Genomic DNA, 14,644 nt, shown 5'->3' with positions numbered 1-14,644 from the left:
CATGGCTAGCGCAGCGGGAGCGGGCCGTCGCGCCCGCTCCCGGGCCCGCGTCCACGCCGCATCATCGCGCTCCCCGCCAGGAAGTGGATCAGGTCGCCAAGGGTGGTGGCCACGCGCAGGATCGCGATGACCATGACAGCGTCTCCCGTGGCCATCGTCTCCCCAAGCAGCACCAGCAGCACGCCTTCGCGGATGCCCAGCCCTGCCGGGGCGCCGGGCACCAGCAGTCCGATCACCCAGGCGGCTGCGAAGGCACCGCAGAGGCTGAGATACGGAAACCCGACGCCCGGTGAAACCACCGGTGCCATCGCCGTGAACCCGAGGCCCACCACCAGAAAGCTCGTCACCGCGACCGCATAGGCGCCAAGCAGCGTCGCCGGCCCGGGTGGACGCACCGCCGCCTTAGGTCCCTCCGGAGCGCCGCGCCACTGTTGCACCTTGGCCACGAGCAGTCCGAGCATCAGGAAGCCGGCCGCGGCGCCCAGGGTGATCGCGAGCAGCAGCCACGGACGCCACGCCGTCGGCAGGTAGGGTTCGAGCGCGGGCACGGGCCGCAGCACCACCAGCAGCGCGGTCAGGTGCGCAGCCGCGAGCGCAGTGAGCAGGTTTTCATAGACGAGCGACAACGACAGCCGCGCCACGTCACCGCCAAAGGGCCGGGCGACCACGACGCGCCCCACGTGGTGGGCCACGTTGCCGGGAAGATATTTGGCGAACTGGGTGACCGCGACGATCGCATACGCCCGCGCCGGCGGGAGTAACACGCCCATGGCCCTGAGCAGCGCGCCCCACATGACCGATGCCAGCGGGACCGCCACGAGGTAGGCCGGCAGCATCACGACGAGCGCGCCGAGGAGGCGCCCCGGGGAGAGGCTGGATGCCTGCAGCGCTCCGAAGGCACCGATCGCGTGGCGGACGAAGTAGACGCCGGCGGCGATCGCGATCGCGATCCCCAGCAGGCGGAGCGCCTGCTTCATCGCGCCGTTGCCTTCACCAGGTAGCCGTTGCCGAGTTCAGTGGACAGGAACGGGCGCTGCGCAAGCTCCGCCATGCCGATCGCGGCCTTGCCCAGCGGATTGTTGATCAGCGGGAACCACTTCATCACGTGGCCGCGATCGATGCCGCTGCGGTGCGAATTGGCCTGCTTGCCCTCGACGGTGGCGTCGTCGCCGGGCTTGCTGGCGCGCGCGTAGCGTCCCGCGGTGAGCTTCTCGGAGACCGTGGCCAGCGGGAAGCCGTAGCACTCGATGGCTTCCGGCTCGAAGCCGGACTCGCGCAGCAGGGCCGCAAGCTGCGCGCGTTCATAGCGTCGGAAGTGGCCGGCCCAGACGTCGGACGGGTTCCACTTCGACATGTGCGCCGGCACCGACAGCAGCAGGGTGCCGCCGGCCGGCATCCAGGACCGCCATGCCAGCAGCGCCTCGCGGTCGTGCTCGATGTGCTCGAGCACCTCGAAGGCCATCAGCAGCGGGAAGCGCCCGGTCCAGTCGGCCCCGGGGGCCTCGGTGAAGCGGATGTCGATGCCCGCGTCGGCGGCCAGCTGCCCCGCCAGGCGGCGTGCGTCGGGGGAACTCTCGAGCGCGGTGCAGCGGAAGCCCCGGGCGGTCAGTTCGTGCAAGAGGACGCCGGCGCCGCAGCCGATCTCGAGTGCTTCCGTGGGCGCGAGCCCTTCGAGCCGGCGCAGGATCCTTGCCCGGCGCAGCAGGTAGCGGGGCGCCGGCACCCAGCCTGCTTCGGGTGCCGCGGGGCCGAGGATTCCATACGTCTTCATCGATCGCATCCAGTGATGGGCCGCCAGCGCGCCAGTCTACTTGCTTGCCCGGCGCGAACCGAGGAGGTCGATGAGGCGTGCGCCGACGGCGGCGGGCCGGATTGACGCGATGATCGCGGCGCGGCGCGGGTCGGGTCGGGGCGGGCCGGCGCTCCATGCCAGGATCGCGCGTGCGAGCGCCGCGGCGTCGCCGGCCGGCACGAGCGCGACGTCGTCGAGCCCGTCGCCCAGCAGGTCGCGCATGGCCGGCGAGTCGCGCGTCACCAGGGGTTTGCCGGCGGCCAGCACCTGGTAGACCTTGTTGGGAACCACGCTGGCGGCCTTGTCAGAGGTGCCGAAGATGCCCAGGCAGATGTCGGCCGCCGAGATCGCATCGACCAGCCCGGCATAGGGCACCCAGTCGTCCCAGCGCAGGCGTGGCAGGGGTTGCTCGTCGACCATCGCGCGGATGCGCGGCGCCTCCTGGCCGCGGCCGACGATGTGCCAGTCCACCTTGGCGTCGCGCAGCAGGCGGGCCGCCCCGATGATCGTCCCGCTGCCATGCAGGGGGATGAACTGGCCGTAGAACAGCACGCGCGTGGGCGCATCGGCCTGGCGTCCGGGACCGGGGCGGGCGGCGCGTGGATCGAACGCGGCGCTCTCGACGCCGACCGGCACGTCGCCGCAGCGCCCGTGGGCGAGCCCGAACACCGATTCCATGCGCCGCGCATGCGCGGCGGTGTCCATGAAGGGCGCATCGGCAAGGCGCACCGCCAGCCATTCCGCCGCGTACACGAGCCAGGCCAGCGGATGGCGTCTCGGGACCAGGCACCGATCCAGCACGATCGTGTCGTAGGCGGACAGGAACCAGTCCATGGCGATGCGCGAGCCGCGCAGCCACGCCAGCAGGCGGATGACGAAGATGTCCGGGATCGCCGGATAGCCGAGCAGGACCCAGTCGTGCGCGGGGGCACGCAGGTAGGCCCATGCCAGCCTGGGATAGGCGATGGCGACCCTGGCGAGGAGGCCGAGCCAGCGTCCGATGCCCCGGACCTGGCTCTTGTCCTCGATCCCGCGCCAGGGGTCGGCGCGGATTTCCATGACCTCGACACCCTGCGCGCGCAGCCCCTCGAGGAGGATGCGCACGCGTGGCTTGCCGGTATCGCAGGTGCCCCACAGCACGACCCGGCCGATGCCGGGCACGGCGTGCGGGGCTTCGCTCAAAGCGCCGCTTCCAGCTCCGGCAGCACCTGGAACAGGTCGCCCACCAGGCCGATGTCGGCGATCCCGAAGATCGGCGCGTCGGCGTCCTTGTTGATGGCGACGATGGTGCCGGCGTCCTTGATGCCGGTGAGGTGCTGGATGGCACCGCTGATGCCGATGGCGACATACAGCTCCGGCGCGATGATCTTGCCTGTCTGGCCCACCTGCATCTCGTTCGGGCAGTAGCCGGCGTCGACGGCGGCGCGCGAGGCGCCCACGGCGGCGCCCAGCCTGTCGGCGAACTTGTAGATCACCTCGAAGTTCTCGGCCGAGCCCACGCCGCGGCCGCCGGACACGACGCGCTTCGCGCCCTGCAGGTCGGGGCGGTCGGAGCTGCCGGCGGCCAGGCCGACGAAGCGGGTGTGCGTGGGCAGGGCGGCGTCGACGCTGGCGGCCTCGATGCTGGCGCTGCCGCCGGTCCCGGCTTCCTTCCACGACGCGGTGCGCACGGTGGCGACCACGGTCTGGCCGGCCGGCGCCTCGACGGTGACGATGGCGTTGCCGGCGTAGATCGGGCGCTTGAAGGTGTACTCGCCTTCCACGCTCATCAGGTCCGACACCTGCGGCACGCCGAGCAGCGCGGCCACGCAGGGCATCAGGTCCTTGCCGAAGGTCGAGCTGGGGCCGAAGACGTGGCTGTAGCCCGCGGCCAGCTTCGCGACCTGCGGCGCCAGCACCTGGGCGATGGCGTTGGCGTTGGCGTCGTTGGCGACGGTGAGCACGCGCGCGACGCCGGCGATCTGCGCGGCTTCGGCGGCCACGGCGGCCGGGTCGGCGGCCAACACCACCACGTCGATGGCCTCGGGCGACAGCGCCTGCGCGGCGGTGACGCACTTGGCGGTGGAGCCGTTGAGCTTGCCGTCCAGGTGTTCGGCGACGATCAGTACCTTGGCCATCAGAGCAGCCCCTTGTCCTTGAGTGCGGCCACGAGCTCGGCCGCGTCCTTCACCATCACGCCCTTGCTGCGCTTGGCCGGCGCGGCGTGGTGCGTGGTCTTGAGCCCGGCCCCGGCCTCGACGCCCAGGTCGGCCCAGGCGATGGACTCCATCGGCTTGGACTTGGCCTTCATGATGTCGGGCAGCTTGATGAAGCGCGGCTCGTTAAGGCGCAGGTCGGTGGTGACCACGGCGGGCAGGTCGACCTCGAGGGTCTCGAGGCCGGCATCGACCTCGCGGGTCACCGTGGCCTTGCCGTCGGCGACGTCCAGCTTCGAGGCGAAGGTTGCCTGCGGGCGACCCCAGATCGTGGCCAGCATCTGGCCGGTCTGGTTGGCGTCGTCGTCGATGGCCTGCTTGCCGAGGATCACCAGGTCCGGCGATTCCTTCTCGACCAGCTTCAGCAGCGCGCGCGCGGCGGCCAGCGGCTGGACCTCCTGGCCGGCGTCGGTGACGACATGGATGGCGCGGTTGGCGCCCATCGCCAGGCCATTGCGCAGGTGCGCCTGGGCGTCGGCCGGCGCGATCGTGGCGACCACGACCTCGGTGGCGATGCCCTTGTCGCGCAGGCGCAGGGCCTCTTCCAGCGCGATTTCGTCGAAGGGGTTGGCCGAGAGCTTCACGCCCTCGGTGACCACGCCGGAGCCGTCCGGCTTGACCTGGATGCGGACGTTGTAGTCCACCACTCGCTTGTAGCCGACGAGGATCTTCATCGTTGCGGTGCGTCCTTGGGGGAGATCGGAAACCCGTGATTTTACATGTTCTGGTAGTTCGGCCCGGCGCCGCCCTCCGGCGTCACCCAGGTGATGATCTCGTACGGATCCTTGATGTCGCAGGTCTTGCAGTGCACGCAGTTGGCCGAGTTGATCTGCAGCCGCTTGCCGGTGCCGGCGGGGCCGTCGGGGTCGTCCACGATCTCGTAGACGCCGGCCGGGCAGAAGCGCGTGCAGGGGTTGCCGTACTCCTCGGCGCAGCGGGTCACGCAGACCTCGGTGTCGTGCACCAGCAGGTGCACGGGCTGGTCCTCGTCGTGCTCGGTGGCGGCGAAGTACACGCCGGCCAGGCGGTCGCGCGGGGCGAGTTCGCGCGGGCCCCAGCCGCGATCGGGCGAGTCGTATTCGCCCAGCTTTTCCAGCGAGGACCAGTCCGGCGTGACCTTCATCGTCCACGGCGTGCGGCCGCCCAGCGCGGTTTCCAGCGCGGCGTTGGCCAGGCCGAACCACAACCCCTTCTTGAAGCCGGGCTTGACGTTGCGCACCGCGCGCAGCTCGCGCATGGCGTCGGAGTCGCGCAGCTTCGCGTCGAAGCCTTCCGGCGCGAGCGCACTTCCGGCCAGGTGCTCGGCGGCGAGCATGCCGCTGCGGATCGCCTGGTGGGTGCCCTTGATCTTGGGCACGTTGAGCAGGCCCGCGGTGTCGCCGATCAGCAGCGCGCCGGGCATCTCCACCTTCGGCAGCGACTGCCAGCCGCCGGTGACGATGGCGCGCGCGCCGGCCGACAGGATGCTGCCGCCCTCGAGCAGCGGCTTCACCGTGGGATGGTTCTTCCACTGCTGGAAGGCTTCCCAGGGCCGGAATTCCGGATCCTTGTAGTCCAGGCCGCTGACGTAGCCCAGTGCCACCTGGTCGTTCTCCAAGTGGTAGAGGAAGCTGCCGCCGTAGGTGGACGGGTCGGCCGGCCAGCCCAGCGAGTGCACGATCTTTCCGGGCGTGGCGCGGCCGGCGGGCAGCTGCCACAGCTCCTTGATGCCGATCGAATACGCCTGCGGGTCGCTGCCGGCGTCGAGGTCGAAGCGCTTCACCAGGCGCTTGGTGAGATGCCCGCGCGCGCCTTCGGCCAGCACGGTCACTTTCGCGTGGATGTCGATGCCGGCGGTGTAGCCGGGCTTCTCCGAGCCGTCGCGGGCCACGCCCATGTCGCCGATGCGCACGCCGATGACGGTGCCGTCGTCGGCATGCAGGGTCTGCGCGGCGGCGAAGCCGGGGTAGATCTCGACGCCCAGCGCCTCCGCCTGCGGCGCCAGCCAGGCGCACATCGCGCCCAGGCTGACGATGAAGTTGCCGTGGTTGCGCATGCCCGGCGGGACGACCGGGAATTTCCGGCCGCCGTCCTTCGTCAGGTACCAGAGCTCGTCTTCGGTGGTGGGCACGCAGACCGGGGGCGGGTTGTCGCGCCAGCCGGGCAGCAGGGCGTCGAGCGGCCCGGGTTCGATCACCGCGCCGGACAGGATGTGGGCGCCGATGGTGCTCGACTTCTCGATCACGCAGACCGAGATGTCAGGGTTCATCTGCTTCAGCCGGATCGCGAAGGCGAGGCCCGCCGGGCCGGCGCCGACGGTGACGACGTCGTACTCCATCACGTCGCGCTCGGGCTCGGGGATCTCGATGGTGGCGTTGGGGTCGGCTTGCGGATTCATGCGGGCGGGCCCATTCGGCAAAGTACGGATTGTCGCGGGTGTGGCCGCGTGCGGCAAACCGCCCCGGCCAAGCGTCCCTGCATGTAGGAGCAGCTACAGCTGCGACTGCATCATCGTGGGGGCGGGTCGCAGCTGTAGCTGTTCCTACACAGCTGCTCCTGCGGCTGCTGGATGTCAGGGTGCCTGGCGGGCGGCGTGGGCCTCGCCGGCCTGCAGCGTCCAACCGGCGACGTCGCGGCCGAGCGTCTCCAGCGCGCGGGTGTAGGCCTCGGCCACGCTGCCGACGTCGGTGGCGGCCGCGGGCTCGGCGATGGTGAAGGTGCGCGAGGCGGCAATGCCCTGTTCGCGCGCGTGCAGCAGCTTGGCGTGCAGTTCGATGGTGGCGAGCGGACGGTCGCCGCCGGCGTAGTCGGCCTCGAAGCGACGCAGGTCCAGCAGCAGGCGGTAGTCGGGCGCGACGCCGCTGCCGCGCCGGGCCACGCCAGGCACCTTGCCCGAGTCTTCGAGCGTGCGCAGGATCGCGTCCTCCACCATGTCGGTTGGCGCGCGCGCCCAGCTCGCGCCGGCGTAAACCTGCAGCTCGCCCGGTACGGGCCGTACCGCGATGCGGAACGTGTCGACGGTGCGCGGAGCCGACGGCGGGTTCACCGCGAGTTGCCAGTCGACCTGTGGCCACGCCGGGTCGGCCTGCAGGCGCGGTGCCGGCGAATAGATCGTGCCGGGTTCGCGGTCGCCGGCGCCGAGGATCGAGCAGGCGCCGAGCATCAGCGGAAGCAGGAGGCCTGCGAGGTGGAGGATGCGGATTGACGGCACGCGAGCGGCCGGCGGGCGGATGGTCGGCTTCATTCGGGTTCGAACTCCTTCGGCGCCTCGCGGCCGAGCAGGTAGCGCGCGGGATTGGCATCGAAGCGGTCGCTGATCCTGCGCAGGTCGCGCACCAGCGAGCGCAGTTCGGCCAGCGTCGGGCCGAGCTGGGCCAGGCCGTCGTTGGCGAAGCTGTTGATGGCGTTGCGGTTCTCGCCGAGGATCGCGTCGGCGTTGCCCGCCGCCGAGTCGATCCGTGCCAGCGTGGATTCCAGGCGCGACACCATCCCGGGCAGCTTCTGCACCAGCTCGCGGTCGATGCCTTCCATCGCCCGGTTGGAGGTGTCGGCCGCCTCTACCAGCTTCTCGCTGGCCATGCGCGCGTTGACGATCAGCGCCGCCAGGTCCTCGCGCTGGCCGGCCACGGCGCCGGTCATGCCTTCGATGTTCTCCAGCGTGGCCGCGATGCGCGCGACGTTCTCGTCGCTCAGCACTTCGTCCAGCCGCGCCACCAGTCGGTTGGCGGTGTCGGCGATGTTCTGCAGCGCCGAGGCCTCGGTCAGGATCACCGGGATGTCCTCGTCGCCGCGCACCGTCAGCCGCGGTGCCTCCGGGCTGCCGCCGGTGAGCTGGATGAAGGTGCTGCCGGTCAGCCCGGTCATCGACAGCTTGGCGCGGGTGTCGACCTTCACCGGCACGTCGGCGCTGACGCGGATGCGCGCCACCACGCGGCGCGGGTCCTGCGGCGCCAGCGACAGCGAGTCCACGGTGCCGACGGCGATGCCGTTGTACTGCACCGTGCCGCCTTCGGTGAGGCCGGTGACCGGTTCGTTGAAGACGACGTGGTAGGCCTGCCAGCTGCGGTCGCTGGAGTATTTCGCCATCCACAGCCCGAACAGCAGCATGGCCACCGCCACCGCCAGGGTGAAGGCGCCGATGAGGACGTAGTTGGCCTTGGTTTCCATGCGATCAGGGCTCCACGGCGGCGCGTTCGCCCGCCTCTCGTGCCGCGCGGCCGCGCGGGCCGTTGAAGTACTCCTGCACCCAGGGGTGGTCGAGGCGTTCGATCTCTTCGAGGGGGCCGGTGGCCACGATCCTGCGGTCGGCGATCACCGCGATCCGGTCGCAGATAGCGTACAGGGTGTCCAGGTCGTGGGTGATGATGAACACCGTGAGTCCCAGTGCCTGGCGCAGGGTGAGGATGAGGGTGTCGAATGCCGCCGCGCCGATCGGGTCGAGCCCGGCGGTGGGTTCGTCCAGGAACAGCAGCGGCGGGTCCAGCGCCAGCGCGCGCGCCAGGCCCGCGCGCTTGCGCATGCCGCCCGACAGCTGCGAGGGCAGCTTGTCGATCGCATCCGCCGGCAGGCCGGCGAGCTTGACCTTGAGCAGGGCGAGCTCGCGGCGCAGGCCGTCGGGCAGGCCGGGGTGGTGCTCCTTCAGCGGCACCTCGACGTTCTCGCCCACGGTCAGCGACGAGAACAGCGCGCCGTCCTGGAACAGCACGCCGGTGTTGCGCTCGATGTGCAGGCGGCTGGCGTCGTCGCGCGCGAGGCCGTCCACGCCCAGCACCTCGATCGTGCCCCCGTCGGGCGTGCGCAGGCCGAGGATCGAGCGCATCAGCACCGACTTGCCGCTACCCGAGCCGCCGACGACGCCGAGGATCTCGCCCTGGCGCACGTCGAGGTCGAGCCCCTCGTGCACCACCTGGGCGCCGAAGCGGTTGGCCAGGCCGCGCACGCGGACAGCCGGCGTCGCGTCCGCGCTCACCAGCCCACCTGCATGAACCAGATCGCGGCGAAGGCGTCGAGCAGGATCACCAGCGAGATCGTCTGCACCACGCTGGAGGTGGTGCGTTCGCCCAAAGACTGCGCGGTGCCCTGCACCTGCAGGCCTTCCAGGCAGCCGATCAGCCCGATCACCAGCGCGAACACCGGCGCCTTGGACATGCCGACGAAGAAATGGCGCAGCTCCATGGTGTCGTGCAGCCGCGTGACGAAGGCCTGCGGCGGGACGTCCAGCTCGAACGCCGCCACCGCCATGCCGCCCAGCAATCCCGCGATCATCGCGATGAAGGTCAGCAGCGGCAGCATCACCAGCAGCGCCAGCAGCCGCGGCAGTACCAGCAGCTCGATCGGGTCGAGGCCCAGCGTGCGCACCGCGTCCACCTCTTCGCGGGTGACCATGATCCCGATCTGCGCGGTGAACGCGCTGGCCGTGCGGCCGGCGAGCAGGATCGCGGTCAGCAGCACGCCGAACTCGCGCAGGAAGGCGATGCCCACCAGTTCGACGACGAAGATCGTGGCGCCGAAGTCGGCCAGGATGGTCGAGCCGAGGAAGGCGATCACCGCGCCGACCATGAAGGACAGCAGCGCGACCAGCGGCATCGCGTCCAGGCCGACCTGCTCCATGTGGTGCACGGTGGAGGTGACGCGCAGCCGCCCCGGCGCGCGCGCGATGCGGCCGAGCTTGACCAGGTTCTCGCCGAGGAAGCTCACCAGGGCCACGATCTCGCGGCCGTTGTGGTGCATGGTCTCGCCCAGGCGCGCCAGCGCGGCGGCGACGCCGTATTCGCGGCGCTTCTTCGGGCGGTCGTCGGCCACGTCCTCGATCGCCGCCACCAGCGGCATGTGCTCGTCGCGGTAGCGGATCGCGTCGTCGGCCAGGCCGTGGCGGTGCGCGAAGCGCAGCAGCTGGAGCACGCCCATGGTGTCCAGGCGCGCGATGCCGGTCGCGTCCATCGCGGTTGCACCGCCGGACGCGGCCGCGAGCGCCGAAGCGACCTCGCTGGCCTGGTCCAGCGTCCAGTGGCCCGCCAGGCGCAGCGTGCCGTCGTCGAGTGCGAGCGTCGGGGTGCTGGAGGCGGCGGCGGGCATGTGCCGAGGATACCGAACACAGGGTCGATCGCGCGTGCCATCCTTTGCGCATGTCGCGACCGTTTCCCCAGGAAGCCTACGCCGCCCGCATCGCCTTCATGGTCGAGCTGGCCGAGCACCTGCATGCCTACGGCACCACGTCGCCGCGCCTGGAAGGCGCGCTGGAGGCGGTGGCCGAGCGCCTGGGGCTGGAATGCGAGCCCTGGACCAACCCGACCGGCATGGTGCTGTCCTTCAGCGATCCGATGCGTCCGCCGGGCGACGGCGACGCCACGCGCGTGATCCGCATGCCGCCGGGCGAGAACGACCTCGGCCGTCTGTGTGACGTCGACCGCATCGCCGAGGACGTGCTCGAGGGGCGCATGGGGCTGGCCGAAGGCCATGCCGCGCTGCGCGCACTGGACCGGCCGCTGACCCGCCGCCAGAACGTGATGCAGGTGCTGGGCTTCGGCCTGGCCGCCACCGGCATCGGCGGCCTGCTGCGGCTGCCGTGGCTCGACATCGGCACAGCGGCGATGGTCGGCCTGGTCATCGGCCTGCTGCAGGTCGCGGCGCGCACGCGGCCGCGCCTGCGCGAGGCCAGCGACGCGGTCAGCGCGATGGTGGCGGCCGCGATCACGATCATGGTGGCGGCCTGGGTGGCGCCGCTGAACCTCAACACGGTGATCATCTCGGCGCTGATCGTGCTGATGCCCGGCCTGGCGCTCACCAACGCGGTCAACGAACTCACCAGCCAGCACCTGATGTCGGGCACCGCGCGCTTCGCCGGCGCGGTGGCGACGATGATCATGCTGACGGTGGGCACGATGGTGGCGATGGTCGGCATGGAGATGCTGGGCATCGAGCCGCAGGTGCGCGCCTGGCGGCCGCAGCCGGACTGGGTCGAATGGTGCGCGCTGGCGGTGGCGTCGATCGCCTTCGCGGTGCTGTTCCGGGCGAAGGGCCGCGATTGGCCGCTGGTGGCGCTGGCCGCGGCCACGGGCTACCTGGTGTCGCGCAAGGCCGGGCTGGCCTGGGGCGCGGAGTTCGGCATCTTCCTGGCGGCGCTGGTGGTGACGGCGGCCGGCAACGGCTACGCGCGCTGGGCCTGGCGTCCGGGCGCGGTGGTGCGCGTGCCGGGCATCATCCTGATGGTGCCCGGCAGCGCGAGCGTGCGCACGCTGATCACTTCGGTGCAGCAGCAGGACATGGCCGCGGGCCAGAGCGCGGCGATGGCGGTGATCAACATCCTGCTGTCGATCGTGGCCGGCCTGATCTTCGGCAACCTGCTGCTGCCGGCGCGGCGGAACCTCTGACGTCCGATAGGCGGCCGAGCGGCGCTGGCGGCGATTCAGACGCAACGGTTGGAATGGGAAGTACGGTGCCCGCCGCGGATGCAGGGGGGATGACCAGCCGGAATCTGCGCTGTCCTGCTCCCACTTCCGGCCGCCGGCCATCCATGGCCGGCTCTGGTCATCCCCCCCTGCATCTACGGCGGGTCCAACCCGTTTCGCGATCCGGGAGAAGAATCAAAGAAAAACCCCCGCCGGAGCGGGGGCATGGATCAGGCGATCAGGAAGTCTTCGGGCTTCTTGCCCTTGGAGACTTCCTCGGCCATCCAGCGCGGCTGCTTGCCGCGGCCGGTCCAGGTCTGCTCGGGATTGGCCGGGTTGCGGTACTTCGGCGGCACCTTGATGCCGCTGGTCTTGCGCGGGGCGCGCGGCGCCTTCGTGGCGCGCGCATCGCCCGCCGTCGCGGCCGCGCCGCCGAACAGCTCGGCGATGGTGTAGCCCTCGGCCGCGGCCGCCGCCTTCAGGCGTGCGCGCACCGTGGTGATCGGCTTGCGCTTCTTGAGCACGGTCTTGCGCTTCTTCGCCTTGGTGATCAGGGAGTCGAGCTCCCTGGCCGACAGGGTGTTGAGGTCGATGGACATGCGGTCTCCGGTGGTTTGCAGTGTGATGGCGCCGATTATCGGCGACGCCGCGATGTTAATCGGCCGCGGCGCACTCCGTAAAATGCGCCGCGCCACGGATTGATAATCCCGCGCGTATTCCGGATCAGGCGCCCAGGCGCTGCAGCAGGGAATCCCGGTCGAGGTGCTCTGCCTCGGCCGCGGTGCGGGCGCGATATTCGAAGGTGCCGGCTTCGAGGCCGCGCCCCGATACCACCACGCGGTGCGGGATGCCGATCAGCTCCATGTCCGCGAACATCGGGCCCGGGCGCAGGCCGCGGTCGTCGAGCACCACGTCGAGGCCGCGCGCGGCGAGCTCGTCGTGCAGCGCGGCCGCGGCCTCGGCCACCGCCGGGTCGTTCTTCGGATTGATGACGCAGACCGCCACCGTCCAGGGCGCCATCGCCTGCGGCCAGACGATGCCGGCGTCGTCATGGTTCTGCTCGATCGCGGCGGCCACGATGCGCGACACGCCGATGCCGTAGCAGCCCATCATCGGCACCGCGGCCTTACCGGCGGCGTCGAGCACGGTGCAGCCCATGGCTTCGGCGTACTTGCGGCCGAGCTGGAAGATGTGCCCGACCTCGATTCCGCGCATCAGGCGCAGCGTGCCGCCGTCCTCGGCGCGGTCGCCTTCGACCACGTTGCGGATGTCGGCGACGGTGTCGGGCTCGGGCAGGTCGCGGCCCCAGTTGACGCCGGCGATGTGCGCGCCGACGCGGTTGGCGCCGACGACGAAGTCGGCCATCGCCGCGACCTCCAGGTCGGCGACCACGCGCACCGGCTTCGCCGGGGCGACGGGACCGAGGAAGCCGGGCTCGCTGCCGAGGTGTTCGAGAATTTCGGCCTCGGTGGCCATTCGGTAGTCGGCCAGGCCCGGCACCTTGCCCAGCTTGATCTCGTTGACCTCGTGGTCGCCGCGCACCAGGACCAGCACGAACTGCGGCCGGCCTTCGGCATCCTGGCCGACCACGGCCACCGACTTCGCGGTGCGTGCAAGCGGAATGCCCATCAGCTCCGCCACCGCCTCGCAGGTCTTCTGCGTGGGCGTGTCGACCTCGCGCATGGCCTCGGCCGGCGCCGGGCGCGGGCCCGGGGCCGCGGAGCGCGCGGTCTCGACGTTGGCGGCGTAGCCCTCGGCATCGTCGCGGCCGGTGTCCGACCAGGCGATCGCATCCTCGCCGGAGTCGGCCAGCACGTGGAATTCCTGCGAGGCGTCGCCGCCGATCGCGCCGGTGTCGGCCAGCACCGCGCGGAAGCGCAGCCCCAGGCGGGTGAAGATGCGGGTGTAGGCGGCATGCATCTTCGCGTACGAGGCCGCCATGCCCTCGGCGTCGACGTCGAAGGAGTAGGCGTCCTTCATCAGGAACTCGCGCGCGCGCATCACGCCGAAGCGTGGGCGGATCTCGTCGCGGAACTTGGCCTGGACCTGGTAGAAGGTCACCGGCAGCTGGCGGTAGCTCGACAGCTCCTGGCGCGCGAAGTCGGTGATGACCTCCTCGTGCGTGGGGCCGTAGGCGTACTCGGCGTCCTTGCGGTCGCGGATCTTCAGCAGCTGGCCGCCGAACTTCTCCCAGCGCCCGGTCTCCTCCCACAGCTCGCGCGGCTGGATCGACGGCATCAGCAGCTCGACCGCGCCGGCGGCATTCATCTCCTCGCGCACCACGGCCTCGACCTTGCGCAGCACGCGCAGGCCCAGCGGCGACCAGGTGTAGATGCCGGCGGCGAGCTTGCGGATCATGCCGGCCCTGAGCATCAGCCGGTGGCTGGCCAGCTCGGCCTCGGCGGGGGTTTCCTTTTCGGTGTGGAGGTGGAACTGCGACAGGCGCATCGGCGGCATCATCGTCTTGGCACGGCCGCTGATTGTGCCATGCAGCACGCGCCGGCCGCGGCGCCCGCCCGGGCTACTGCCGGCGGCCGTCGACCTCGATGCCGTCGCGCGGCTGGACGTCGACCTTCTCGTACCGCGTGCCGCGGGGCGGCGGATCCTGGGTCACCTGGAGCACGCCGGCGGCGTCGGTCCAGCGGTACAGCACGGGGCGGGAATCCTCGAAGCCGGTCGCGGCCGCCTGCTCCGCGCGCTCACGCTTCGCGGCGGCGGCCTCCGGCGCTTCGCGCGCGAACCACCAGGCCACCGCGACCCCGGCGGCGAGTCCGGCAACGACGGCCCAGCGGGTCTGCACGGCGACGCCCGGGTGCCGGGTCAGGGCGTGCAGTAGGCCTTGGCCGCGGCCTGGGCCAGCGCGAGCTGGTTGGCGCGCTGCTCGGCGTCGAGCACATGGTCGGGCTTGCCGTCGCCGTCGCTGTCCTGCATCACGTCGCCTTCGGCCTGGAGCGCGGTGAGGTTGGCGCGCGCGGCCGTGCACTGCGGGTTGGCAGGCGCCTCGGCTGCGGCCTCCACCGTCGTCGGCGCCGTGGCCCCGGAGGAGGTGATCAGGCGGTGCTCGAACTTGCCGCTGGCCGGCGGCGTCTGCGAGTAGTGGGTGACCCCGTTGGCATCGGTCCACTTGTAGACCTCGCCGGCGGTCTGCTGGCCGAGGGCCGGGACAGCGGCGAACGCCAGGACGGCGCCAAGGACGAAGCGGTGCATGGATGACTCCTGCCTGGGGGGCGGTGGCCGCTGATTGCAGCACCGGGGGCGGGTGGGCGCAAGCGTCGCGGTGCCCGTCCGTG

At 71.2% G+C, this 14,644-nt stretch carries 14 protein-coding genes and 1 pseudogene; 1 reads left to right on the top strand and 14 read right to left on the bottom strand.

What is annotated here, in order from left to right:
- Positions 1 to 5: 5 nt before the first annotated feature.
- From IE168_RS08850 to IE168_RS08805, 10 genes are all read right to left on the bottom strand, one after another.
- Positions 6 to 977 carry a lysylphosphatidylglycerol synthase domain-containing protein gene (locus IE168_RS08850; RefSeq protein WP_189497334.1) on the bottom strand — a complete coding sequence of 324 codons (972 nt, stop codon included), beginning with the start codon at positions 975 to 977 and terminating at the stop codon, positions 6 to 8.
- Complete coding sequence (locus IE168_RS08845; protein ID WP_189497332.1) at positions 974 to 1,771, bottom strand: class I SAM-dependent methyltransferase; 798 nt, start codon at positions 1,769 to 1,771, stop codon at positions 974 to 976. Before IE168_RS08845 ends, IE168_RS08850 begins: the two co-directional genes overlap by 4 nt.
- 36 nt (positions 1,772 to 1,807) lie before the next feature.
- On the bottom strand, positions 1,808 to 2,974 hold the full coding sequence (locus IE168_RS08840; RefSeq protein WP_189497330.1) for a glycosyltransferase: 1,167 nt from the start codon (positions 2,972 to 2,974) through the stop codon (positions 1,808 to 1,810).
- On the bottom strand, positions 2,971 to 3,909 hold the full coding sequence (locus IE168_RS08835; protein ID WP_189497328.1) for an electron transfer flavoprotein subunit alpha/FixB family protein: 939 nt from the start codon (positions 3,907 to 3,909) through the stop codon (positions 2,971 to 2,973). The genes IE168_RS08840 and IE168_RS08835 overlap by 4 nt, the downstream gene beginning before the upstream one ends.
- Positions 3,909 to 4,661: an electron transfer flavoprotein subunit beta/FixA family protein gene (locus IE168_RS08830; RefSeq protein ID WP_189497327.1), complete on the bottom strand. Its 753-nt coding sequence runs from the start codon at positions 4,659 to 4,661 to the stop codon at positions 3,909 to 3,911. Before IE168_RS08830 ends, IE168_RS08835 begins: the two co-directional genes overlap by 1 nt.
- Positions 4,662 to 4,702: 41 nt before the next feature.
- Complete coding sequence (locus tag IE168_RS08825; protein WP_189497324.1) at positions 4,703 to 6,364, bottom strand: electron transfer flavoprotein-ubiquinone oxidoreductase; 1,662 nt, start codon at positions 6,362 to 6,364, stop codon at positions 4,703 to 4,705.
- Positions 6,365 to 6,538: 174 nt separating this feature from the next.
- Positions 6,539 to 7,129, bottom strand: coding sequence for an ABC-type transport auxiliary lipoprotein family protein (locus IE168_RS08820; RefSeq protein ID WP_229823329.1), 591 nt, complete (start codon positions 7,127 to 7,129; stop codon positions 6,539 to 6,541).
- A gap of 77 nt (positions 7,130 to 7,206) precedes the next feature.
- Complete coding sequence (locus IE168_RS08815) at positions 7,207 to 8,133, bottom strand: MlaD family protein (protein ID WP_189497320.1); 927 nt, start codon at positions 8,131 to 8,133, stop codon at positions 7,207 to 7,209.
- A gap of 4 nt (positions 8,134 to 8,137) precedes the next feature.
- Complete coding sequence (locus tag IE168_RS08810; RefSeq protein ID WP_386659782.1) at positions 8,138 to 8,935, bottom strand: ABC transporter ATP-binding protein; 798 nt, start codon at positions 8,933 to 8,935, stop codon at positions 8,138 to 8,140.
- A complete protein-coding gene (locus tag IE168_RS08805; RefSeq protein WP_189497318.1) occupies positions 8,932 to 10,041 on the bottom strand; it encodes an MlaE family ABC transporter permease in 1,110 nt (369 codons plus the stop codon). Before IE168_RS08805 ends, IE168_RS08810 begins: the two co-directional genes overlap by 4 nt.
- 50 nt (positions 10,042 to 10,091) lie before the next feature.
- On the opposite strand from IE168_RS08805, the gene IE168_RS08800 reads away from it, so the two are divergent.
- Positions 10,092 to 11,336 carry a threonine/serine exporter family protein gene (locus IE168_RS08800; RefSeq protein WP_189497316.1) on the top strand — a complete coding sequence of 415 codons (1,245 nt, stop codon included), beginning with the start codon at positions 10,092 to 10,094 and terminating at the stop codon, positions 11,334 to 11,336.
- A 251-nt stretch (positions 11,337 to 11,587) separates the two neighbouring features.
- Here the strand turns inward: IE168_RS08800 and IE168_RS08795 are convergent.
- The 4 genes and pseudogenes from IE168_RS08795 to IE168_RS08780 all read right to left on the bottom strand — a co-directional run.
- A pseudogene (locus tag IE168_RS08795) lies at positions 11,588 to 11,953 on the bottom strand (H-NS histone family protein); the annotation flags it as partial.
- A gap of 124 nt (positions 11,954 to 12,077) precedes the next feature.
- Positions 12,078 to 13,802 carry a proline--tRNA ligase gene (locus tag IE168_RS08790; RefSeq protein ID WP_189497312.1) on the bottom strand — a complete coding sequence of 575 codons (1,725 nt, stop codon included), beginning with the start codon at positions 13,800 to 13,802 and terminating at the stop codon, positions 12,078 to 12,080.
- Between the two features lie 73 nt (positions 13,803 to 13,875).
- Positions 13,876 to 14,154, bottom strand: a complete 279-nt coding sequence (locus IE168_RS08785; RefSeq protein ID WP_189497309.1) for a DUF4124 domain-containing protein — start codon at positions 14,152 to 14,154, stop codon at positions 13,876 to 13,878.
- Positions 14,155 to 14,174: 20 nt separating this feature from the next.
- Positions 14,175 to 14,561, bottom strand: a complete 387-nt coding sequence (locus tag IE168_RS08780) for a DUF4124 domain-containing protein (RefSeq protein ID WP_189497307.1) — start codon at positions 14,559 to 14,561, stop codon at positions 14,175 to 14,177.
- Positions 14,562 to 14,644 lie beyond the last annotated feature (83 nt).

Origin of the sequence: Luteimonas padinae (assembly GCF_014652935.1) — a bacterium.
Classification (GTDB): domain Bacteria; phylum Pseudomonadota; class Gammaproteobacteria; order Xanthomonadales; family Xanthomonadaceae; genus Luteimonas; species Luteimonas padinae.
The sequence above is the reverse complement of the archived record's forward strand: the minus strand, read 5'-3'. Positions and strand labels throughout refer to the sequence as shown.